This is a genomic window from Pantoea sp. CS_6 (assembly GCF_041954745.1).
Lineage (GTDB): Bacteria > Pseudomonadota > Gammaproteobacteria > Enterobacterales > Enterobacteriaceae > Pantoea > Pantoea stewartii.
On record NZ_JAVAYG010000005.1, the window covers coordinates 104,273 to 127,831 of the forward strand.

Genomic DNA, 23,559 nt, shown 5'->3' on the forward strand with positions numbered 1-23,559 from the left:
GATTACCCGTTTAAATTAAAAGTTAAAAATGTGAGCGTCATAGGATTTTCATATTTTTTATCAGCAGGTTATTACGTCATTTTGGCGGTGGTTTATTGTGCTGCCGCGGAAAAGATCAGCATGAATATTACGCTGTATTTCTTTTTATCACCCCGCGCTTATTCGGATAAGTGGTCTGCCAGGTTGATTTTTTGCGCAGGCTCACAACCTGGCAATTCCGCCGGCCCGGTGTTTGACTTTATTTTTTTATTAAAGTAACTATGGATGTGAAGGTGAGTTATGCGGCTTCAGTCTGCGGGAGTGCAGACCGTGTGAAGAAAGGATGCCCGTCCTCTATTGGAGAAAGTGAGCATGATGTCTGATTCCTCAGTTCGTTCGTTCCGTTTTCGCACGTCGGTTCGTAGCCTCCTGGCGGCGGGCTTGCTGATGGGCAGCGTTGCGCATGCCGACAGCAAAGTCACGCTGAATGAGTGGGATATCTATACGTATCCTCAGCAAACGGCGGCAGTCGATGAAGGCATTAAAGAATTCACTCAACAAAACCCCGGCATCGTCATTAATCGCTCCGTGCACTCTTTCGAAGATACCCGAATTCCCCTGAAGCTGGCGTTAACCGCAGGCGAAGGGCCACAGATCGCACAGGTGAACCAGGGCGGCGGCGATATGGGATCGCTGGTAAAAGACAAACTGCTGCTGCCGCTGGACAGCTATGCGGCCGAGTACGGCTGGACCAAACGCTTCCCGGACTCCATTCTGAAGCGTAACCGCTGGTCTGACAGTGGTCAGTTTGGCAGCGGTAAGCTGTACGGTGTTGCCAGCCTCGGTGAAATGGTCGGCCTGTATTACAACAAAGCGCTACTGGATAAAGCCGGTATTGCGGTGCCGAAAACCCTGAGCGAGCTGGAAGCCGCCATGGCAAAACTGAAGCAGCAGGGCACGCCGCCAATGATGTTAGGTCTGCTGGACGGCAATATGGGTCAGCAACTGCTCAGCACCTTGTGGGAAGCGCAGATTGAAAGTCACGATCGTAAAGCGCTGGATGACCTGATTTATGACGTGGGCGGCACGTTCAAAGATGAAAAGCTGATTAAGGCCGCCACGATGATGAAAGGCTGGGCCGATAAAGGTTACCTGTTCCCTGGCTATCAGGGCATTGGCCACGATGATGCCGCCACGCTGTTCCAGAACGGTCAGTCGGCTTTTCTGGTCAGCGGCACCTGGTATCTGGGCCAGTTTAAAGACAATAAAGATATTCACTTTGCCGCGATGCCGGCGGGTGAGGGTGTGAAGCAGCCGTTGATGGTCGGCGGGACTGACCTGGCCTTCTCGATGACCAGCATGGCAAAAACCAAAGCGCAGCAGGATGCCTCAGCCAAATTTATCAACTATATGGTGTCAGACAGCATGGCAAACCGCTGGCTGAGTGTGGGCTTCCTGCCCGCCAGCACCAGTAAAGACGCAAAAATCCCGGCCGACAATCCGCTCTTAGGCGAGGCCTATCAGGTCTGGCTGACGCTCAATGCCTATGACGGACTGGGTCACTATGTGGACTGGGCCACCCCGACGATGAACGCCGAACTCAATCAAAACGTACAGCTGCTGCTGGCGGGACGACTCACGGCGAATCAGATGGTCACTAACTTCGATAACAACTATCAGCGTTATATAAAAACCCTGAAACACTAAGCCGGGTGCCCGGCAGCATATCTGCCGGGCCTGAATGTCGATCTCACTACGACGAGTACGGTTATGTTGAATCAAAGCAGTTGGCGCAATTTTCTCTATCTTCTTCCAGCCGTGCTGGTTTATGGACTGTTTCTGTTATTGCCGCTGCTGGCGTCACTGGGAATCAGTTTTACCGAATGGGATGGCATATCCATGCCGGTTTTTGCCGGCGTCGCTAACTACCTGCGCATGTTCAGCGATCCGGTGTTCTGGATTGCGCTGGGCAACAACGCCATCCTGATGCTGTTTTATACGCTGCTGCCGATCAGCGTCGGACTCCTGCTATGCAGCTTTTTGTATGAAACCCGCAACAATACCGAGCGCAGCGTGCTGCGGATTCTGTTCTTCCTGCCCTATATCATGCCGATGGCGGTGCTGGGCGTGGTCTGGCGCTGGCTTTATAACCCGGCATTTGGCCCGATCGATCAGTTCCTGCGTGCTGTCGGTTTACCGCAGCTGGCAATGTCGTGGCTGGGGGATTTTACCTGGGCACTGCCTGCCGTGGGCATGGTGGCCACCTGGTACTTCTTTGGCTTCTGTCTGGTGCTGTTTATGGCGGGCCTGCAGCGTATGGACCCGTCCCTGCTGGAAGCGGCCGATCTGGATGGCTCGTCGCGGCGGCGTAAGTTTATACGCATCACGCTGCCGGGTCTGCGCCCGGAGTTGCGTATCGCGCTGCTCCTGACGGTGATTGCCAGCTTAAAAGCCTTTGATCTGGTTTATGTGATGACCCAGGGCGGGCCGGGCACTTCCACGATGGTCACCAATATCTTTATGTATAAGCAGGGTTTTGATCTGCACTACTTCGGCTATGCCTCATCGGTCGCCGTATTCAGCATGGTGATTGTGCTAGGGATTAACTACCTGATTCATCTGGCCCTGAAGGAGCGTTACTGATGAAAAGCACTCCGGTTATTTCTCGTGCGCTCATCTGGGTCGTCGCGTTGCTGACCATCATGCCGTTTCTGATGGCGTTTATGACCTCATTTAAGACTCAGACAGAGCTGTTTCAGGGCGTGTTTACGCTGCCCGCGTCCCTGAATATCAAAAATTACGTGACCGCCTGGCAACAGGGGCATTTTAACGTTTACTTTATGAACTCCGTGCTGGTCGTGATTCCGGTGGTGCTGTGCAGTATTTTGCTGGGTATTCTGGCCGGATTTGGCTTTGCCATGCTGAAAATCCCCGGTAAAAAGCTGGTGGCGGCGATGCTGGCGCTGGGCATGGTATTACCAAGTGAAGCCTTTATCATTCCGCTGTATCACGAACTGCACTGGATGGGATTAACCAATACCACTCTGGCCCTGATCCTGCCGCAAATTGCGCTCTCGTTGCCCTTTACGACGCTGATGATTGCCAGCGCCTTCCAGCAGGTTCCGAAAGAGCTGGTTGAAGCGGCCGTAATGGATGGTGCGTCGCGCGTCAAAATCCTGTGGGGCATTTTAGTCCCGGCTATCTGGCCGACGATCTCCACGCTGGCCTTGCTGCTATTTATCTGGACGTGGAACGAATTTCTTATCCCGTTAATTCTGGTGAATAAAGACGAACTGCGTACCCTGCCGATTGGCATGATGTTTTTTCAGAATAAAAACACCATCGATATCCCGGTACTGATGGCAGGGGCGATGATCGTCATTATGCCGCTCATTCTGGTGTTCCTGTTCTTCCAGCGCAAATTCATCAGTGGCGTGACCGAAGGCGCGGTGAAATAACCCCACCAGGTCACACTTCACGACGGAGGCCGAAAAATGGATCTTTCTCTTGCTGATTTTCATCCGGCTGCGGACGGTGAAACGCCGGACACGCAGGCACTGCAACGCGCGATCAATCAGATTGCCGAAGCGGGCGGCGGTCGGCTGACGTTGCCACCGGGGCGTTATCGCAGTGGCAGCCTGAATCTGCCTTCCAATTTTGAGCTGCATCTGGCCGCCGGGGCGGTGCTGATTGCCAGCCGGCACCTGGCAGATTATCAGCAATGGAAGACGCTTAGCAGTGCTGAGAAATCGCATAACGTCCTGCTGTATGCGTTGGGGCAGCGCAATCTGACGATCAGTGGCAAAGGCCGTATAGAAGGCGACGCCGAAGCCTGGTTTGCGGCAGAGGCCGACGAACAGGGCTATCGCATGCCCAGGGCAGACAGACCGCGCATGATCGTCTTTGAGGACTGCGAGCAGGTGACGCTCAAGGACTTTACCCTGTTCCAGGCCCCAATGTGGACCGTGCACCTCGTCAGCTGCCGCCATGTACACATTGACCATCTGACCATTGATAACGCCATGACGCTGCCCAACACGGACGCGCTGGATATCGACAGCTGCGAGGCCGTGTTGATTAGCAACAGCTACTTCAGCGCCGCTGACGATGCGATTTGCATTAAAACGACCTTGAAGCCTGGCAGTCTGCGCCGTCCGGCCCGGCGCATCGCGATCAGCAACTGCCTGCTGCGCAGCGACAGCTGCGCGATTAAAATCGGCACGGAAACCTGGGATGACGTCGAAGATATTACCGTGACCGGCTGCAGCATATTTGATTCCAACCGCGGCATTGGCATCGTCTCGCGGGACGGCGGTGCGATACGGCGCGTCCTGTTCAGTCACATCACCTTTCACTGTCACCATGTTGCCGCCTGCCACTGGGGCAAAGCCGATCCCCTGTTTATTTCTGTGCGCACGCGCGATCCGCAGGTGCCACCGGGGATCGTTGAACAGGTTCAGTTCAGCCATCTCAGCGGTGTGGCAGAAGGAGCGATCAACCTGCATGCGGCGCAGCCGGGTTGGATCCGCGACATCGTCATCAGCCAGCTACAGCTGCGTCAGACAGTCGCGCAGGGCGTACAGGGTCAGTTCGACGTTCGCCCGCCCTGTAATCCGGACTCACCGACCGGGATGGGGCTGGACAACGCGTACCGGGTGGATGTGGCCACGGGCGAGGCGTACGGCGTGGAGCGCTATCCGGGCGGGCTGCCGGGCCTGTTCGCGCGCGGCGTTGAACATTTGCACCTGCACCATCTGGCGATTCAGCGGCCTGAGCCACTGCCGCCAGGCTGGCATCCGGACAGCGTGGTGCTGCTGGCGGAGTAACTTACAGCGCCGCTGCGATAGCGTCGCCCAGTTGCTGTGTATTGGCGCTGCCGCCCAGGTCGCGGGTTAAGTGCTCGCCTGCGGCCAGCGTGCGTTCGATGGCATCCAGCACGGCATCTCCTGCCGCCTTGTAGCCCAGATGCTCCAGCATCATCGCACCACACCAAATCTGACCAATCGGGTTCGCGATGTTTTTACCGGCGATATCGGGCGCGGAACCGTGTACCGGTTCAAACAGGCTGGGGAAGTTGCCTTCCGGGTTAATATTGGCGGACGGCGCGATGCCGATGGTGCCGGTACAGGCAGGGCCCAGATCTGACAAAATGTCGCCGAACAGATTGCTGGCCACCACGACATCAAACCAGTCGGGATGCAGAACAAAATTCGCGGTCAGAATATCAATATGATACTTGTCGACCTTAACGTCAGGATAATGCGCCTGCATTGCCTGAACGCGGTTGTCCCAGTAAGGCATGGTGATGGCGATGCCGTTTGATTTGGTGGCAGAGGTCAGGTGTTTTTTAGGCCGACGCTGCGCCAGGTCAAAGGCAAACTTCAGGATGCGGTCAACGCCCACCCGGGTCATCACGGTTTCCTGAATGACCACTTCTCGTTCTGTGCCGGGGAACATCGTGCCGCCGACGCTGGAGTACTCACCTTCCGTGTTTTCGCGCACGACGTAAAAGTCGATATCACCGGGATGCCGGTTGGCTAACGGCGCTTTCACGCCGGGCATCAGGCGGACCGGACGCAGGTTAACATACTGATCGAACTCACGACGGAACTGCAGTAACGACCCCCACAGAGAAACGTGATCCGGCACGATATCGGGCCAGCCGACCGCGCCAAAATAGATCGCATCAAAGGTTTTCAGCTCAGCAAACCAGTTATCAGGCAGCATTTTGCCATGCTGTTGCCAGTATTCCGCGCTGGCATAATCGAACCACGTCCACTGCAGCGGAATATTAAATTTCTCTGCTGCGGCATTCATCACGCGAATACCTTCTGGCATCACTTCCTTACCAATGCCGTCGCCGGGAATCACGGCGATACGATGAATTTTCTCTGTCACAGGGTACCTCTGAGGTTGATGTTGTAGGGGCCCGTCAGTGGGTGAAGGCTGTCGATATGCAGCTTGATTAATGATCGGGCATCGGCGCAGTATAACTCTCCACCTGAGGTAAATAATTAGCCTGGAAGTTAATCCCATGTTGAATCAAAGTAGAGAATCACGCACCTCCAGTGATGACTTAGTGTTCTTTCTGCGCGTCGCTTCTCTGGACAGCTTAACGGCGGCGGCGCGCGAGCTGGGATTATCGCTGGCGGCCGTCAGCAAACGATTAAGCCAGCTGGAGCAGCGGCTGGGCGTACAGTTACTGCGCCGCACCACGCGCAGGCTGGAGCTGACGCCGGAAGGGCGGCGCTATCTGGACGGTGCACGTCCGCTGCTGGAGCAACTGGCGGCACTGGAAGAGGCGGTCAGTGGTGAAACGACGCAGTTACGCGGCACGCTGAACATCAACGCCTCCTTCGGCTTTGGCCGTCGCCATATTGCACCCTGCGTGTCAGCTTTTGCCGCCCGCCATCCTCATCTGGCCCTCTCCCTGCAGCTCAGCAGCCAGCCGCTGAATTTTCTTGATGCGCATGTGGATATTGATATTCGCGTAGGCGAGCCGCCGGATTCGCGGCTGATCGCCCGTAAGCTGGTCCAGAATCCGCGTGTGCTGTGCTGCTCGCCAGGCTATGCGGCGAAGCACGGCCTGCCAGACAGTATCCGTGCGCTGGCGCAACATAACTGCATTTTACTCAGGCAACATGACAGCGACTTCGCTCTGTGGCGCTTAGTCAGCGGCGCTGAGAGCCTGAGCCAGAAGGTGCGCGGTAATCTGGTGACCAACGACGGGGAAGTGGCGATGCGCATGGCGCTGGATGGTCATGGTATTTTGCTGCGCTCATGGTGGGACGCAAAACACAGCATTGCGGCGGGGGAATTGCTGCATGTTCTGCCTGCCTGGCATGCGCCCGATGGCGATATTTTTGCCGTCTGGCAGGCGCAGCGGCAGCCGCCAGCACGCATCTCGGCGTTTGTGACTTTTCTGCAGGAAAATTTGCAGATGGATGCATCGTTAACGAATCTGTGAGGTTTTGAAAAATCGCCCTCAGTTATGCATTACCCGCCATAAAGTATTTACGGAACGCGTCGATACCAATCTTATGTGTCTGCGCCCGTTGCGCCGACCAACTCTGGGCACGCCTCAGGTCTGAGGCGCGGTGCAACCTCTGGTGGATGCGTACCTATGAATACAGATTTAACCCGCGTCGGGGAGGGGGTTTCCCCTCAGCGTATTGCGAAGCAGGCCGACAGGCTGATTGTTATGCTGTGCTGGGCCCTGGTAGTGATTTCCGCTATCGTCGGCAGTCTGTATCAGTCAACGTGGCTGGCCATAACCGTGGGTACCGCGCTGGCGCTGGTCGCCACGCTGGTGGGATGGCTGGCAAACGGAACGCTGTTTTCCCGACTCTGGCTGGCCTTCACGCTGATTGGGTTTGCGGGGCTGCTGATTCAGTTGGGCCGGGGCGAAACCGAGTTTCACTTTTCGGTGTTTGTTTTACTGTCGGTCTTGCTGGTTTACCGCGACAGCCGACCGCTTCTGATGGCAGCCGCGACGGGCGCGGTGCATCACCTGGTATTCAACTATCTGCAGGAGCACGATCGGTTTGGCATCGTGGTCTTTCACCATCCAGGTCTGGAGATGGTGCTGTTTCATTCACTGTTTGTGGTGGCGCAAACCGCGATGCTGGTGCTTATTGCCCGGCAGATGGCTGCGGATTTGCGCGCCTCCAGCGAAGTGGCGCAACTGGCTGCCCGCATTAACCGCGAGCCTGGTTGCCTGACGCTGTTTGCGGACAGTCAGCAGAGCGAAACGCCCTTTGCCCGCACCTTTAGTCAGACGCTGGGGACGATGCGCGGTACGTTAAATCAGGTCAGCCACGGCGTTGCGGAACTGCTGCAGGAATCAGACAGTATGCTGTCTCGTAATGCCGCGCTGTCACAGCGCACTGACGAGCAGGCGCAGGCGCTGGATGTTGCGACCAGTGCAATGTCACAAATCAGCGTGGCGGCAAGTCTTGCGCGGGACAAAGCGCAAACGGCCTGCGATCTGGCCCGGGAAACCCGCCAGGTCGCCAGTAAAGGCCAGGAGAATATTCAGCAGGCCATGCACTCAATGGCCCAGATTAATGTCGAGTCGGGGCGGGTAAAAACCATTCTTGAACTGATTGACGGCATTGCCTTCCAGACCAACATCCTGTCGCTGAACGCCTCGGTGGAAGCCGCACGAGCCGGTCAGGAAGGACGCGGATTCGCAGTCGTTGCCAGTGAGGTGCGTACCCTGGCGTTACGCTGTGAGAATGCGGCACGGGAAATCCGGCAACTGATGGATGCCTCCAGCTCCAGCGCCGGTCAGGGCACCGTTCAGGTTGACCAGGCCGCGCAAACCATGCAGGCCATTCACGTAAGTATCGACAGCCTGTCACAGCTGGTAAGTGAACTCTCTGAGATGAGTGTCCAGCAGAATCAGAGCATTGCGCAGATTCAGCAAAGTATTAGCAGTATCGATCACAGCGTGCAGCATAACGTCAAACATGTGACCGAAACGCTTCAGGTTGCGCAGCAGCAACGGCAGCAGGCAGGCGCGTTGCAGCAGGCGATTTCGCTGTTTCGTTTTAGCTGATTAAAGACAGGGGAACCATCCCGGGATGAGGTTCACAAGGGCAGGGGTTACGTTGGCTGGCTAAGTGGGCAGCCGCCGGCCTGCGGGTCCGTCAGGATGACGTCGTGATCCGCAGGACGACAGCGGCCCCAGGCCGTTAGCTGTCCACGCCTTTCACTAACAGTACACGGTAGTTGGCGCCTTTCAGGCGATGCTGTTTCGCCGCCTGGTATTCCGGACTGTCATACCAGGCATGCGCCGCCTCAGTCGTCGGGAACTCAATAATCACAACGCCCTCGGCTTCAGGCCCTTCCAGCGTTTCCAGTTCGCCATAGAACGCCAGCGGTTTGATGGGATGGTCACCCCGTGCTTTGCCCGCTTTTTCCGCGTAGGCAGCCATTTCATCCTGATTCAGGGTGTTATCACGAATAAATACGACATATGCACTCACTGTCTTTCTCCTCAGGCCTGCTTGTCTTGGGTTTGGGTATCAAAGTCCGATGCATCATGGCGTTCACGCAACTGGTCGGCGGGATCGCCCATCACGCGGTTAACTTTGCGACCACGCATTACAGCCGGACGTTGGGCGATCTCTTTGGCCCAGCGCACCACATTTTTATAGGACTGAAGATCCAGGAATTCGGCCGCGTTGTACTGGTTGTACAGCACCATGCTGCCGTACCACGGCCAGGTGGCGATATCAGCAATGGTGTAGTCATCACCGGCCAGATAGCGGTTATTGGCCAGCTGACGATCCAGAACGTCAAACTGACGTTTGGCTTCCAGTGAGAAGCGGTTAATGGCGTACTCAATTTTCTCTGGCGCGTAGTAATAGAAGTGACCAAAACCGCCGCCCAGATAAGGGGCAGAGCCTTGCAGCCAGAACAGCCAGTTCAGCGTCTCGGTGCGCTTCGCAATGTCTTTTGGCAGAAAATAACCGTATTTCTCTGCCAGATAGAGCAGGATATTACCGGATTCAAACACCCGAATCGGCGGCGTGGCAGAGTGGTCACTCAGGGCCGGGATTTTGGAATTCGGGTTGATATCAACAAAGCCGCTGGTGAACTGGTCGCCTTCGCCAATGTTAATCAGCCAGGCATCGTACTCCGCATCATTTACGTTCAGCGCCAGCAGCTCCTCCAGCAGAATGGTGACTTTCTGGCCGTTTGGCGTACCAAGGGAGTAAAGCTGCAAAGGATGTTTACCGACCGGCAGGGCTTTTTCATGCGTTGGGCCTGCGGTTGGGCGATTTGTTTTGGCGCCGTTACCTTTGGCTTCCGGGTCCCACTTCCAGACTTTAGCGGGCTGATAGTGTTGTTCAGACATGATGAGGTTCGCCTTTTTGTGTTTGGAGTGTCACGAGTGTAGCAGTTGCCAGCACGCCGGTTTAACCCTGGTGGCGGTGACTTTGTATCGCTTTACTACAATGCTTAAGGCAATTGACCGTCAGCCCTGTGTCTGTTTTCTCTGCCTAAATCACATTGATGACGGCTGAGCATTGCTATGCTAAAACGGTTTAGTAAAATTTAGCTATAGCTGAGCAGGAGATAACGATGACAGCGCGAGTCTGGTGTCTGGGTGACGCCGTGGTGGACCTGCTTCCGGACGGACCGGGGCATTTAATTCAGTGTGCAGGCGGCGCGCCCGCCAATGTGGCCGTCGGCATTGCCCGCTTGCAGGGCAAGAGCGGATTTATCGGCCGGGTCGGGGACGATCCCTTTGGCCATTTTATGCAGCAAACGCTGGCCAGTGAGCAGGTTGAGACGGCGTATATGACGCTGGACAGCGCGCATCGCACGTCAACGGTCGTGGTCGCGCTCGACCATGAGGGCGAACGCTCCTTTACCTTCATGGTCCGGCCCAGCGCAGACCTGTTTCTTGAACAAGGCGATCTGCCGCCGTTTCAGCCGGGCGAGTGGCTTCACTGCTGTTCCATTGCGCTGGCCGCCGAACCGTCCCGTTCCACGACCTTTACGGCGATGCAGCGGATTAGCGAAGCCGGGGGATATGTCAGCTTTGATCCCAACATTCGTCACGACCTGTGGCGCGATGACGCGCAGTTACGTGACTGTGTGAACCGCGCGCTGCAACAGGCAGATGTGGTCAAGCTGTCGGAGGAAGAGCTGGCCTTTCTGACCGAAGAGGCGCAGGGCGGTGACAGCCTGCAGATGCTGGCAGAACGCTATGCGATCAGTCTGCTGATGGTTACCCAGGGCAAAGCCGGCGTAAAAGTCTGGCACCAGGGCCAGCATTATCACTATCCCACGTTACCCGTGGTGAGCGTGGACACCACCGGTGCCGGTGACGCTTTTGTCGCGGGGTTATTGTGGGGACTGGCAGAAAAAGGCCTGCCCACCAATGAAACGGAGCTGGCGGCATGCTTAACCAGCGCTCAGCAATGTGGCGCACTGGCGACGACCGCCAAAGGCGCGATGACGGCGCTGCCCTATCGTCATCAGATTGCGGGCTAATGCCCACTGTCGCCGCGCTCAGGCCCGCCCGGCGGGCAGCAGAACCCATACGGGGCAGGTGACCGTTGGCGGAACGCCCAGATGCGCGCGTTCCGTCACCCTGGCGACCACGACGGATTACGCACCCGAACCTGCCCCCTTCTCCTGCCGTGTCATTTCACCGCGTTGCGCTGGCCTTATCAGGTTTCCGGCTGATTTGACTGACCTGTGACGGCTTCGACGTTGCCTGACCGCGCCCGCTTTGTCCTGCTTCGCCAGGCCCCCGACGCTACGTTATGCCCGAATGCGCTTTGCTGTGAGGCAGTTCACTCATTCGCCTTTCCCTGCTTTACAACCGTTGACCTGGCTCGTAATGTCATTTTTATGTGAGCGGATAACAATTTTACGCAGGAGAGTAACATGGCCCTGGAGAGAGATTCACTGGCTGCCGTACTGGCCCGGCGCGACTGGGAAAAACCTGGCATCAGCGAACGTAACCGGCTGGAAGCCCATCCCCCTTTTTGCAGCTGGCGCAGTGCAGAAGCAGCGCGTGAGAAGCATCAGTCAGGGCACGTCCAGTGTCTGAATGGCGAGTGGCAATTTGCTTATTTCACCGCGCCCGAGGCCGTACCGGAGAGCTGGCGGACGCAGGATCTGGCCGAGGCCGCGCCGATAGCCGTGCCGTCGGTATGGCAGATGCAGGGTTATGATGTTCCCATCTATACCAATGTCACCTATCCCATCCCGGTAAATCCCCCCTTCGTTCCCGCTGAAAACCCCACAGGATGTTATTCGCTCACATTTAATGTGGATGCCGGGTGGCTGGTGTCAGGACAAACCCGAGTGGTATTCGATGGTGTGAATTCAGCGTTTAATGTGTGGTGCAACGGCCGCTGGGTTGGCTATGGTCAGGACAGTCGTCTGCCCTCGGAATATGATCTGACGGAGTACCTGGTCAGGGGTGAAAACCGCCTTGCCGTCATGGTGTTACGCTGGAGCGATGGCAGCTACCTGGAAGATCAGGACATGTGGCGCATGAGCGGCATTTTCCGCGATGTCACCCTGCTGCACAAACCGGCCACCCATATCCGCGATCTGCGTATCCGCACACATTTCAATGACGATTTCAGCCGTGCCCGGCTGGACGCCGAGGTGCGCGTCGCCGGCACGCTGGATGACGACTTACAGGTGAGCATACAGCTCTTTGCAGGCACTGAATTGGTGGGGGACGCGACATCGCCACTGGGCAGTGCGATCGTTGACGAGCGCGGCGCCTGGAACGATCGGACAACGCTGTCCCTCCGCGTGAACAATCCTGCGCTCTGGAGCGCGGAAACGCCGCATCTCTATCGGGCGGTGGTGCAGTTGCACCGGGCGGACGGCACGCTGATTGAAGCGGAAGCCTGCGATGTGGGATTCCGTCACGTCAGTATTGAGAACGGCCTGTTGTTACTCAATGGCCAGCCACTGCTTATCCGCGGCACCAACCGTCATGAGCACCATCCTGTCCACGGCCAGGTGATGGATCGCGAAACAATGGTGCAGGACATTCTGCTGATGAAGCAGAATAACTTTAACGCCGTGCGCTGCTCCCATTATCCCAATCATCCTCTGTGGTACAGCTTGTGTGATTATTACGGGCTGTATGTGGTGGATGAAGCCAATATCGAAACCCACGGCATGGTGCCGATGAATCGCCTGAGTGACGATCCGGTCTGGCTGCCCGCGATGAGCCAGCGCGTTACGCGCATGGTGCAGCGTGACCGCAATCACCCCTGCATTATTATCTGGTCTCTGGGCAATGAATCAGGCCATGGTGCCAACCATGATGCGCTCTATCGCTGGCTGAAAAGCGAAGATCCGTCCCGTCCGGTGCAGTATGAGGGCGGCGGCGCCAACACGGCGGCCACTGACATTATTTGCCCGATGTATGCGCGCGTCGATCAGGACCAGCCGTTCCCGGCGGTGCCAAAATGGTCGATTAAGAAATGGCTGTCGATGCCGGGCGAGCAGCGGCCGCTGATTCTGTGTGAATACGCCCATGCGATGGGCAACAGCCTGGGCGGCTATGCGAAGTACTGGCAGGCCTTCCGTCAGTATCCCCGCCTGCAGGGCGGTTTTGTCTGGGACTGGGTCGATCAGTCTTTAATTCGGTACGATGAGAACGGCGAAGCCTGGTCCGCTTATGGCGGTGACTTTGGCGATACGCCCAACGACCGTCAGTTCTGCATGAACGGGCTGGTTTTTGCCGACCGGACGCCGCATCCGTCGCTGTATGAAGCGCGCCACGCACAGCAGTTCTTCCAGTTCAGCCTGCTGCCCGGCAGTGAGCGCACGCTGGAGGTCACCAGCGAATACCTGTTCCGCCATAGTGACAATGAAATTCTGCACTGGTCCGTGGCCCAGGACGGTAATCTGCTGGCGACAGGTGAGGTCACGCTCGACATCGCACCGCAGGGCCGTCAGCGCATCACCCTGCCCGCCATGCCACTGCCAGAATCCGCAGGGCAACTGTGGTTAACGGTGCGCGTAGAGCAGCCGCAACCTACCGCCTGGTCCGAAGCCGGACACATCAGTGCCTGGCAGCAGTGGCCGCTGGAGACGATTCTTGATATCGCGCCTGCGTCTGTGGCCGCCAGCGCCCCCGTGCTTGAGCGCAGCGAAGACCGCTTTAGCGTGATGGTGAATAACCAGCTCTGGGCGTTCAGTCGGGAGCAGGGCGTCCTGACGCAGTACTGGATTGATGAAAAAGCACAGTTACTGTCGCCGCTGACGGACCAGTTCACCCGCGCGCCACTGGATAACGATATCGGTGTCAGCGAGGCCACCCGTATCGATCCCAACGCCTGGGTTGAGCGCTGGAAAGCGGCGGGGCATTACCAGGCGGACGTTATCACCCTGCAGTGCAGCGCTGAAACGCTCACCGATGCCGTACTGATTACCACCGCGCATGCCTGGCAGTTCCAGGGCAAGACCCTGTTTGTCAGCCGCAAAACATACCGTATCGATGGCTTTGGTGAGATGCAGGTGACGGTCAATGTTGAGGTCGCCCGCGATACGCCGTATCCGGCCCGCATCGGGATGTGTTGCCAGTTAGCGGAGGTGGCTGATCGGGTGAACTGGTTAGGTCTGGGTCCCCATGAAAACTACCCGGATCGCCTGACCGCGGCCTGTTTTGATCGCTGGGATTTATCGCTGGACGACATGTACACGCCGTATGTCTTCCCCACCGAGAACGGCCTGCGCTGTGGCACGCGTGAACTGCGGTACGGTGTCCATCAGTGGCGCGGTGATTTTCAGTTCAACATCAGCCGCTACAGCCAGAAACAGCTGATGGACACCCGCCATCGCCACCTTTTGCAGCCTGAAGCAGGTACCTGGCTCAACATTGATGGCTTCCATATGGGCGTCGGCGGCGATGACTCCTGGAGTCCGTCGGTGTCCCCTGAATTCCTGCTTAGTGCCGGACGTTATGGCTACCAGTTTACCTGGGGGCAACAAAAGTAACTTAGCGGGCAGGCTCCGGCCTGCCTGACTCTCGTATAAGGAAGTCCGCTATGTACTATTTAAAAAATACTAACTTTTGGTTGTTTGGCCTTTTCTTCTTCTTTTACTTTTTCATCATGGGTGCCTATTTCCCGTTCTTCCCCATCTGGCTGCATGATATTAACCACATCAGCAAAGGGGACACCGGCATTATCTTCGCCAGCATTTCATTGTTTTCGTTACTGTTCCAGCCGCTGTTTGGGCTGCTGTCCGACAAACTCGGGCTGCGCAAACACCTATTATGGGTGATCACCGGCATGCTGGTGATGTTCGCCCCTTTCTTTATTTATGTATTTGGCCCGCTCCTGCAGGTGAATATTCTGGCGGGTTCGGTTGTGGGCGGTATTTATCTGGGCTTTATCTACAATGCGGGGGCACCTGCAATTGAAGCTTATATTGAGAAAGTCAGTCGCCGCAGCCATTTTGAATTTGGCCGGGCCCGTATGTTTGGCTGCGTTGGCTGGGCACTGTGCGCCTCTATCGTCGGCATCATGTTCACCATTAATAACCAGTTTGTTTTCTGGTTAGGCTCTGGCTGTGCCGTGATCCTGGCGCTGCTGCTGTTCTTTTCACGCACCAGCAATTCCTCATCTGCCACGGTGGCGCAGGCCGTGGGGGCGAACCAGTCCGCATTCAGTCTGAAGCTGGCACTGGAGCTGTTTAAGCAACCCAAACTGTGGTTTTTGTCGCTATATGTTGTGGGCGTTTCCTGTACGTACGATGTATTTGATCAGCAGTTCGCCAACTTCTTTACCTCGTTCTTTACGTCGGGTGAGCAGGGCACGCGCGTTTTTGGTTACGTCACCACGCTGGGCGAATTGCTGAACGCCTGCATCATGTTTTTTGCGCCGCTCATCGTTAACCGTATCGGCGGCAAAAATGCCTTGTTGCTGGCGGGCATGATCATGTCTGTGCGCATTATGGGCTCCTCTTTTGCCACCACGGCGGTGGAGGTGGTGATCCTGAAAACATTACATATGTTTGAGATCCCTTTCCTGATCGTCGGCTGTTTTAAATACATCACCAGCCAGTTTGAGGTGCGCTTCTCCGCCACGATTTATCTGGTGTGCTTCTGCTTCTTTAAGCAGTTAGCGATGATTTTTATGTCGGTACTGGCAGGCAATATGTACGAAAGCATTGGCTTCCAGGGCGCGTATCTGGTGCTGGGCTGTATTGCACTGGCCTTCACGCTGCTTTCCGTCTTCACGCTCAGCGGGCCAGGGCCGCTGACAGCGTTACGTCGGCAGCCTGTCTGACGCACAATTATCCCCTTAACACTGGGCAGGAGACTGCCCATTGCTTTGTCCGCGCTCCCCGCTTTTTGCCGCTTCCTTTCCCACCACATCGTGTCGTTTTGCGAACTGACTCACAATCATAAAAACGGTTTAGCAAATTGCTTTGCCTGGAAATCCGGCGATCAATATTATCCAAAACCTAAACCGGTTTAGCAAAATGACAACACCACGACCTGAACCTTTCTGGAATGGCAAAACGATGAGAAAAAAGAGACTTGCTGCAACCGTTGGATTGTTGCTCTGCGCAGGCCCGGCTCTGGCTGCGGAACCGAGCATGAGCAGTATCGAAGCCCGGCTGGCCGCGCTGGAAAAGCGCCTGCAGGCGGCTGAGCAGCGTGCTGACGCCGCCGAACGTCGCGCAAACGCCGCAGAAAAACAGGCCGCTTCAGCAGAAAAACAGGCCCAGCAGCTTGCCAGCGCACAACAGCAAACCCAGGCCACTGCCACCCAGGTGGAACAGCGCACGGCGAAACTGGAACAGAAGGCGAGTGATGACGGGGGCTTTGAATTTCACGGCTATGCGCGTTCTGGCTTATTAATGAACAGCTCGGCGGCCAAAACGCAGGGCGGCCCGACCGTGACGCCGGCAGGGGAAACCGGTGGGCATGTCGGGCGCTTAGGCAACGAACCGGATACCTATGTCGAACTGAATCTGGAACATAAGCAAACGCTGGAAAACGGGGCGACCACCCGCTTTAAAGCCATGCTGGCCGACGGTCAGCGGACCTATAACGACTGGACGGCCGCCAGTAGCGATCTCAACCTGCGGCAGGCGTTTGTGGAACTCGGTCAACTGCCCACCTTTACGGACGCGTTCAAAGACACCACCGTCTGGGCGGGGAAACGCTTTGACCGCGACAATTTCGATATTCACTGGATCGACTCCGACGTTGTGTTCCTCGCCGGGACCGGTGCCGGTATTTACGACATGAAGTGGAGCGATCAGGCTCACAGCAACCTGTCGCTCTACGGGCGCACCTTTGGTGATATCGAAAACAACGATAACACCGCACAGAACTACATTCTGACAGCCAACAACTATTACGGCCCGTTCCAGCTGATGCTCAGCGGTATGCGCGCCAAAGACAATGACGATCGGCTGGACGTGAATGGCCTGAAAGTGAAAGGCGATGCTGCGAATACCGGTCTGCATGCCCTGGTGGGGCTGCACAACGACAGCTTTTATGGTCTGCGTGAAGGAACGGCGAAAACCGCGCTCTTGTATGGTCACGGCTTAGGTGCAGAGGTCAAAGCCATTGGGTCCGACGGCGCATTGCTGCCGGATGCGGATACCTGGCGTCTGGCCAGCTACGGGATCACCCCACTGGGCGGCGGCTGGCATATCGCTCCGGCGGTGCTGGCGCAGAGCAGTAAAGATCGTTACGCCAAAGGCGACAGCTATCAGTGGGCGACCGCCAACATGCGCCTGATTCAGGGGCTGACGGAGAATTTCGAAATGCAGTACGAAGCCACCTATCAATATATGGATCTGCGTCCGGAGGGCTTCAATCAGCGTAGCGCAGTGAGTGGTAACTTCTACAAACTGACCGTTGCGCCTACGTTGAAAGCCAGCAACGTAGGGGAATTCCTGAAACGTCCGGAAATTCGCCTTTTTGCCACCTGGATGGACTGGGATCACCGACTGGACAACTATGCGCGCGGCGATGCGTTTGGCAGCAGCGGCTTTGAAGCCGGCGGTGAATGGAACTTCGGCGTACAAATGGAAACCTGGTTCTGACCGGGCGGCCCTGTAGGGCCGTTTCAACCGGGTTGACAACATTACACGACAACACAGAGGTTTTTTATGGATTTTGTACAAATCTCCCGCGCATTACTGCCGCTGCTGGGAGGCAAAGAAAATATTGCCAGCGCAGCCCATTGCGCAACCCGGCTCCGGCTGGTGCTGGTCGAGGATGCCAAAGCGGATACCGCCGCGATCGGTAAAATCGACGGTGTGAAGGGCTGTTTCCGCAACGCGGGCCAGCTGCAGGTCATTTTTGGGACTGGCGTGGTCAACAAAGTCTATGCGGCGTTTGTGGCGGAAGCGGGCATCAGCGAGTCCAGTAAATCGGAAGCGGCCGACATTGCGGCCCGTAAGCTCAATCCCTTCCAGCGTATCGCCCGATTGCTGTCGAATATTTTTGTCCCGATTATTCCGGCGATCGTTGCCTCCGGCCTGCTGATGGGCTTGCTGGGCATGGTCAAAACCTATGGCTGGGTTAACCCGGAAAACGCCCTGTATATCATGCTGGATATGTGCAGTTCGGCGGCGTTTATCATTCTGCCGATTCTGATTGGCTTTACGGCGGCCCGTGAGTTTGGTGGTAACCCGTTCTTAGGCGCTACGCTGGGCGGTATTCTGACGCATCCTGCGCTGACTAATGCCTGGGGCGTGGCGGCCGGTTTCCATACCATGAACTTCTTTGGTATCGAAGTGGCGATGATTGGCTACCAGGGCACGGTCTTTCCGGTCCTGCTGGCCGTGTGGTTTATGAGTCTGCTGGAAAAACAGCTGCGCCGCATCATCCCGGATGCTCTCGATCTGATCCTGACGCCCTTCCTGACAGTGATCATCTCTGGCTTTGTGGCACTGCTCATCATTGGCCCGGCCGGGCGCGCATTGGGGGATGGTATCTCCTTTGTGCTCAGCACCCTGATTGCCCATGCAGGCTGGCTGGCCGGATTGCTGTTTGGCGGGCTGTATTCCGTTATCGTGATTACTGGTGTGCATCACAGTTTCCACGCGATTGAAGCTGGCTTGCTGGGTAACCCGTCTATCGGCGTCAATTTCCTGTTGCCGATATGGGCGATGGCTAACGTGGCACAGGGCGGCGCATGTCTGGCCGTGTGGTTTAAAACGCAGGATGCCAAAATCAAGGCGATTACTTTGCCCTCTGCGTTTTCTGCCTTGCTGGGCATTACCGAAGCGGCCATCTTTGGTATTAACCTGCGCTTCATGAAGCCCTTCATCGCCGGCCTGATCGGGGGAGCCATCGGCGGTGCCTGGGTGGTGTCGATGAAAGTGTATATGACGGCGGTGGGCCTGACGGGCTTACCCGGTATGGCGATCGTTCAGGCCAGTTCGCTGCTGAATTATATTATTGGTATGGTTATTGCCTTTAGCGTCGCCTTTGTGATCGCCTTCCTGCTGAAATACAAAACGGACTCTGAATGATGGCTAACAACACTCTGCTGCCCGCCATGCTGAAGGCGGTAATGAAAGGCCAGCCTAAAGCACGCGAGGACAGCCACTATCCGGGCTGGCACCTGGCGCCGGTCACCGGGCTGCTTAACGATCCCAATGGGTTTATCCATTTCGACGGGCACTATCACCTGTTCTACCAGTGGAACCCCCTGGGCTGTGAGCATAAGCATAAATGCTGGGGCCACTGGCGCTCTGCGGATTTGCTGCACTGGTCGCATGAACCTGTCGCCTTGCTGCCAGATGAAGAGTACGACCGGAGCGGCTGCTATTCAGGCAGCGCGGTAGACGATAATGGCACCTTAACCCTGTGTTATACCGGCAACGTTAAGTTTGCCGACGGCTCCCGTACCGCCTGGCAGTGCCTGGCGGTGCAGAACCCTGACGGGGGATTCGATAAGCTGGGGCCGGTGCTTCCCCTGCCGGCGGGCTACACCGGCCATGTTCGTGATCCGAAAGTCTGGCGTCATGGCGCACACTGGTACATGGTGCTGGGCGCGCAGGACAAGCAGCTCAAGGGCAAAGTCCTGCTACTGCGCGGAAGCGATCTGCACCACTGGGAAAACCTCGGCGAAATTGCCGGTAGCGGTTTGGGTGGACTGGGCGAAGCCGGTTATATGTGGGAATGCCCGGACATGTTCACCCTGGGAGAATCGACGTTTTTGATCTGCTGTCCTCAGGGCATTGAACGGGAAGAGAAACGCTTTCTGAACAGCCATCCCTGCGCCTGTCTCAGCGGCACGCTGGATTATGAAAACGCCCGCTATACGCACGGGGGGTTCACTGAGCTGGATGCGGGGTTTGAATTCTATGCGCCGCAGACCACGCTGACCGAGGATGGCCGTCGGCTGCTGGTGGGCTGGATGGGCGTCCCGGACGGGGAGGAGATGCATCAGCCTACCGTGAAATTCGGCTGGATTCATCAAATGACCTGTATCCGGGAACTGAGCGCGCGCGACGGTAAACTGTACCAGCAACCGGTGGCGGAACTGCAGGCGTTGCGCGGCGAGACGCAGCGCTATCACGGCAACGCCAGTCAGGCTCCGTTACTCGCTGCACAACGGCTTGAGCTGATGCTGGAATCAGGCGGCGGGATCACGCTGGATTTCGCCGGTTCACTGCTGCTGACCTGGCATGCGGATGCATTGTGCCTGGCGCGCCGCAGTCTGGAAACCGGCGAATGGCTTTACCGCCACTGGAACGGGCGGGCGCACAAACTGCATATTTTGTGTGACCACTCCAGCGTAGAGATTTTTATCAATGACGGAGAAGGCGTGATGAGTAGCCGTTACTTTCCCACGCATCCGGCGGAGTTACGCCTGCGCGGTAGCGCAGAAGTCACGGCCTGCTACTGGTCGTTACGATCCTGCATGGTAGAATAAGCCCTTGTTTCCTTAACCGAAGCACCGTCGTGAAAAAAACAAAGCGCGTTACCATCAGTGATATCGCTGCGCTGGCCGGGGTGTCAAAAGCCACGGCCAGCCTGGTGCTTAACGGACGCGGTAAAGAACTGCGCGTGGCGCAGGAAACGCGTGAACGCGTCATGGCCCTTGCTCAGCAACATCACTATCAGCCCAGCATCCACGCGCGTCTGCTGCGTGAAAATCGCAGCCATACGTTGGGGCTGGTGGTGCCTGAAATCACCAACTATGGTTTCGCCGTGTTTTCTCACGCGCTGGAAAACCTGTGCCGTGAAGCGGGTCTGCAACTGCTGATCTCCTGCACCGATGAAAATGCCAGTCAGGAAACCCTGGTGGTCAACAATCTGGTCTCGCGTCAGGTGGATGGTTTGATCGTCGCCTCCAGTCAGCAGAGCGACAGCGACTACCTGAAGCTGAGCGAGCAACTGCCGGTCGTGCTGTTTGACCGCCACGTAAATAACAGCAGTTTGCCGCTGGTGATAACGGATTCACTAACGCCAACTGCCGAGCTGGTAGAACGTCTGGCGCGCGCGCATCCTGATGAGGTTTATTTTCTGGGTGGGCAGCCGCGCCTGTCACCGACGAAAGATCGGCTGGCTGGCTTTATGCAGGGCCTGGCGCGGGCGGGCGTCACGCCGCGACCGGAATGGATCATCCAGGGCAACTACCACCCCAGCAGCGGCTATGAGATGTTTGCCGCGCTCTGTGCGCGGTTAGGCAGGCCGCCGAAAGCCGTGTTTACCGCCGCCTGTGGCTTACTGGAAGGGGTTTTGCGCTACATGAGCCAGCACCATTTGCTGGAGAGTGATATCCATATCGCCAGTTTCGACGATCACTATTTATATGACTCGCTGTCACTGCATATCGATACCGTAGAGCAGGATGTGCCGCGCCTGGCGCAGGAGTGCTTTTCGGTCATCACGCAAATGATTCAGGGGCAGGACCTGGCGGAGCGGCAGATCGTTTTGCCCGCCAGGCTGCGCTACCGCTCCTCGCTGGCGGGGTGATCCGGTTCAGCGGCAGGCCACAAGCGTGGTTCAGGTAACCGATCCCGTGCTGTTGCCACTCCGTTTCTGCATCAGGGCAAGATTACGGACAGGGATCACGAAACGGGGACGGTATCAGGCCGTGCTTCGCCATGTGGCCATCTGAACGTTTTCATGATGGCCAGTTGGGATTACTTACCACGCGATAACGTGCGGCTGTCGAGCCACTCAAAAAGCAGCATGCCTGCCAGCATCGCCAGGACAAAGACAATGCCTTTGAGTACGCCGCCGCCGAGCAGAACCAGCGCCGGGCCGGGGCAGATGCCCGCCAGTCCCCAGCCGATGCCAAACAGGGCCGCGCCGCTGATGAGCCGTTTATCCAGTGTGCGGTTGCCAGGCAGATAAAACGTTTCCTCAAAGACGGGCCGCTTGCGTCGGGAAGCCAGCCAGAACGTTACCAGCCCGGCGATAACCGCGCCGCCCATCACCAGCGCCAGAGAGGGATCCCAGGCGCGGGTAATGTCCAGAAAACCCAAAACCTTCGCCGGATTCGCCATGCCGCTGACGAGCAAGCCCGTGCCAAACAACAGTCCACTAAGCAGAGAAAATAAAACGACCATCGTGCCTCCTGATGTTTATCCGTGACCCATCATGCCGACGGTCAGCATGGCGGTTAACACAAAGACCAGTGTCGCCACCAGTGAGCGCGGCGACAGTCGCGATAAACCACAGACGCCGTGACCGCTGGTACAGCCCGAGCCCAGGCGCGCGCCCAGGCCCACCAGTAAGCCGGCCAGCACCAGGCGTCCCCATGAGGCGTCAATGTCGATAGCGGGCAGCGCGCTGAATAACTGAAACACCAGCGGTGACAACACCAGGCCCGCAATGAACGCGAACCGCCACGGCTTGGCAGCCGACTGACGTTTCAGCAGGCCGCCCAGAATGCCGCTGATACCGGCGATGCGGCCACAAAATAGCACTAACAGACCCGCCGCCGCGCCAATCAGCAGGCCACCTGCCAGACTCTGAATCGGCGTAAAATGGTCCAGATCGATATGCATTACCGTTGACTCCTTGTGCTCTGCCAATGCGTGCTTTAAACACGCCCTGTTCCAGCTAGCGTTCACCGCCGCTCTCCGGTGAACGACCGCGATTGCGCTTTACCTGCAACGCCATGCGCCTCAGTGCAAATAACGTGGTTGCGCTGCGGTGGCCGGGCAATATCTTCTTCTGACGACTGTCACAGGCTATTTTCACACAGCTGACGTACTGTGCTTACCGGCTTTTAAAGCAGGATGACGGCATCTGCCGTCTTTATCAATCGGCTTCGTTTGAGGCACATAAAAGTTCTGTGCACAGATCTGTTTTGCGCCAGGTGTACGGGGAGAGGGGACGGACAGAGGTGGATGTCCGGACGGGATAAAAGAGGCCTGATAAGGGAAAGGAACCGGTCAGGGATAACCGCCAGTAAAGATCAACCGGGCCGTTTTGCATCGGCAGAATCGTATTGCTGTGTGCGTCTTGGTGAACAAAAAGGGACTTAGCCCCTTTCCTGCCTGGTGATTATTTTAAGTTTTCAGGGAAATTCGCCGGCAGCTCGCTTGCCGCGCAGGCAATCACGTCTTCGTTATTTTTTCCGGCATCCCGTACAAAGGTAATCGTGGCAAACTCATCGATCACCTCGATTGGGTAGGTTGGGCCCGCATCGCGGTATTTTGCCATTTCGTCCAGATGGTCGTTCTGGAAACAGACGGTACGTTCAGGATTATTGATGACCCAGCGTGGGAAGAAAATGGTGCCGTGGAACAGCTTGTCGCTCATATTGGCAATCAGGCTGACGCTGGTGCCGGTAGGTTCGGTCCAGGACACTTTATAGCTATTTTCCGCGACTCTGACGATATAAACGTGTTGGTCTTTGACCCAACGATTGCCCACCATCCCGCTGTGGATACGATAATCAATGGTGTCTTCGTTTTTAATGTACAGCTCATAATTCCAGCCGTTGTCGTAGGTATAAACCAGATGTTTACCTGTGAAACCGTCAAGATTGTGTTTGTCGAAGCTGCTCATCTTTCGTTCTCCTCTGTTGGTGAACCCAGCTTAGTCATTCACTTTATGAATTAAAAACGCTAATTTATGAT

At 56.6% G+C, this 23,559-nt stretch carries 19 protein-coding genes; 13 read left to right on the forward strand and 6 right to left on the reverse strand.

Going from position 1 to position 23,559, the window contains the following annotated elements; all coding sequences use genetic code 11:
* Positions 1 to 354: 354 nt before the first annotated feature.
* The 4 genes from RAC90_RS09280 to RAC90_RS09295 all read left to right on the forward strand — a co-directional run bounded on the left by RAC90_RS09280 (position 355) and on the right by RAC90_RS09295 (position 4,805).
* On the forward strand, positions 355 to 1,686 hold the full coding sequence (locus RAC90_RS09280; protein WP_054688500.1) for an ABC transporter substrate-binding protein: 1,332 nt from the start codon (positions 355 to 357) through the stop codon (positions 1,684 to 1,686).
* Between the two features lie 63 nt (positions 1,687 to 1,749).
* Entirely contained in the window at positions 1,750 to 2,622 is an 873-nt protein-coding gene (locus tag RAC90_RS09285) for a carbohydrate ABC transporter permease (RefSeq protein WP_054688400.1), read from the forward strand.
* Positions 2,622 to 3,437 carry a carbohydrate ABC transporter permease gene (locus RAC90_RS09290; RefSeq protein WP_039339038.1) on the forward strand — a complete coding sequence of 272 codons (816 nt, stop codon included), beginning with the start codon at positions 2,622 to 2,624 and terminating at the stop codon, positions 3,435 to 3,437. The genes RAC90_RS09285 and RAC90_RS09290 overlap by 1 nt, the downstream gene beginning before the upstream one ends.
* 36 nt (positions 3,438 to 3,473) lie before the next feature.
* The gene (locus RAC90_RS09295; RefSeq protein WP_375124265.1) at positions 3,474 to 4,805 is read left to right on the forward strand and encodes a glycoside hydrolase family 28 protein; all 1,332 of its coding nucleotides are present in this window, start codon (positions 3,474 to 3,476) and stop codon (positions 4,803 to 4,805) included.
* A gap of 1 nt (position 4,806) precedes the next feature.
* Here RAC90_RS09295 and RAC90_RS09300 read toward each other — a convergent pair whose 3' ends face one another.
* Positions 4,807 to 5,877 (reverse strand): tartrate dehydrogenase, encoded by a 1,071-nt coding sequence (locus RAC90_RS09300; RefSeq protein ID WP_058702348.1) that lies wholly within the window; start codon positions 5,875 to 5,877, stop codon positions 4,807 to 4,809.
* Between the two features lie 136 nt (positions 5,878 to 6,013).
* Between RAC90_RS09300 and RAC90_RS09305 the strand changes: the two genes are divergently transcribed.
* Both RAC90_RS09305 and RAC90_RS09310 read left to right on the forward strand, forming a co-directional pair.
* Complete coding sequence (locus RAC90_RS09305; protein WP_054634645.1) at positions 6,014 to 6,946, forward strand: LysR family transcriptional regulator; 933 nt, start codon at positions 6,014 to 6,016, stop codon at positions 6,944 to 6,946.
* A gap of 156 nt (positions 6,947 to 7,102) precedes the next feature.
* On the forward strand, positions 7,103 to 8,539 hold the full coding sequence (locus RAC90_RS09310) for a methyl-accepting chemotaxis protein (protein WP_033739053.1): 1,437 nt from the start codon (positions 7,103 to 7,105) through the stop codon (positions 8,537 to 8,539).
* 136 nt (positions 8,540 to 8,675) lie between these two features.
* On the opposite strand, the gene RAC90_RS09315 is transcribed toward RAC90_RS09310, so the two are convergent.
* Both RAC90_RS09315 and yghU read right to left on the reverse strand, forming a co-directional pair.
* Positions 8,676 to 8,969, reverse strand: a complete 294-nt coding sequence (locus RAC90_RS09315; RefSeq protein WP_006121667.1) for a DUF1330 domain-containing protein — start codon at positions 8,967 to 8,969, stop codon at positions 8,676 to 8,678.
* Positions 8,970 to 8,980: 11 nt separating this feature from the next.
* Positions 8,981 to 9,844, reverse strand: a complete 864-nt coding sequence (yghU, locus tag RAC90_RS09320; protein ID WP_375124266.1) for a glutathione-dependent disulfide-bond oxidoreductase — start codon at positions 9,842 to 9,844, stop codon at positions 8,981 to 8,983.
* Between the two features lie 227 nt (positions 9,845 to 10,071).
* Here yghU and RAC90_RS09325 point away from each other — a divergent pair, with 227 nt between their 5' ends.
* The 7 genes from RAC90_RS09325 to RAC90_RS09355 all read left to right on the forward strand — a co-directional run bounded on the left by RAC90_RS09325 (position 10,072) and on the right by RAC90_RS09355 (position 21,439).
* Positions 10,072 to 10,989 (forward strand): aminoimidazole riboside kinase, encoded by a 918-nt coding sequence (locus RAC90_RS09325; protein ID WP_058702349.1) that lies wholly within the window; start codon positions 10,072 to 10,074, stop codon positions 10,987 to 10,989.
* Positions 10,990 to 11,388: 399 nt separating this feature from the next.
* Positions 11,389 to 14,475 (forward strand): beta-galactosidase, encoded by a 3,087-nt coding sequence (locus tag RAC90_RS09330; RefSeq protein WP_375124267.1) that lies wholly within the window; start codon positions 11,389 to 11,391, stop codon positions 14,473 to 14,475.
* A gap of 50 nt (positions 14,476 to 14,525) precedes the next feature.
* A complete protein-coding gene (locus RAC90_RS09335) occupies positions 14,526 to 15,770 on the forward strand; it encodes an MFS transporter (protein ID WP_054688393.1) in 1,245 nt (414 codons plus the stop codon).
* Positions 15,771 to 16,008: 238 nt separating this feature from the next.
* Positions 16,009 to 17,547: a carbohydrate porin gene (locus tag RAC90_RS09340; RefSeq protein WP_375096893.1), complete on the forward strand. Its 1,539-nt coding sequence runs from the start codon at positions 16,009 to 16,011 to the stop codon at positions 17,545 to 17,547.
* Between the two features lie 66 nt (positions 17,548 to 17,613).
* A complete protein-coding gene (locus tag RAC90_RS09345) occupies positions 17,614 to 18,984 on the forward strand; it encodes a sucrose-specific PTS transporter subunit IIBC (protein ID WP_033739068.1) in 1,371 nt (456 codons plus the stop codon).
* Entirely contained in the window at positions 18,984 to 20,393 is a 1,410-nt protein-coding gene (locus RAC90_RS09350; RefSeq protein WP_205959155.1) for a sucrose-6-phosphate hydrolase, read from the forward strand. The genes RAC90_RS09345 and RAC90_RS09350 overlap by 1 nt, the downstream gene beginning before the upstream one ends.
* Positions 20,394 to 20,422: 29 nt before the next feature.
* Positions 20,423 to 21,439, forward strand: coding sequence for a substrate-binding domain-containing protein (locus RAC90_RS09355; RefSeq protein WP_033739070.1), 1,017 nt, complete (start codon positions 20,423 to 20,425; stop codon positions 21,437 to 21,439).
* Between the two features lie 170 nt (positions 21,440 to 21,609).
* Here RAC90_RS09355 and RAC90_RS09360 read toward each other — a convergent pair whose 3' ends face one another.
* The 3 genes from RAC90_RS09360 to RAC90_RS09370 all read right to left on the reverse strand — a co-directional run bounded on the left by RAC90_RS09360 (position 21,610) and on the right by RAC90_RS09370 (position 23,488).
* Complete coding sequence (locus RAC90_RS09360) at positions 21,610 to 22,038, reverse strand: DUF6691 family protein (RefSeq protein WP_006121656.1); 429 nt, start codon at positions 22,036 to 22,038, stop codon at positions 21,610 to 21,612.
* Between the two features lie 15 nt (positions 22,039 to 22,053).
* On the reverse strand, positions 22,054 to 22,479 hold the full coding sequence (locus RAC90_RS09365; protein ID WP_375124268.1) for a YeeE/YedE family protein: 426 nt from the start codon (positions 22,477 to 22,479) through the stop codon (positions 22,054 to 22,056).
* Positions 22,480 to 22,981: 502 nt separating this feature from the next.
* Positions 22,982 to 23,488, reverse strand: coding sequence for a phenolic acid decarboxylase (locus RAC90_RS09370; protein WP_033739073.1), 507 nt, complete (start codon positions 23,486 to 23,488; stop codon positions 22,982 to 22,984).
* Positions 23,489 to 23,559: the final 71 nt, after the last annotated feature.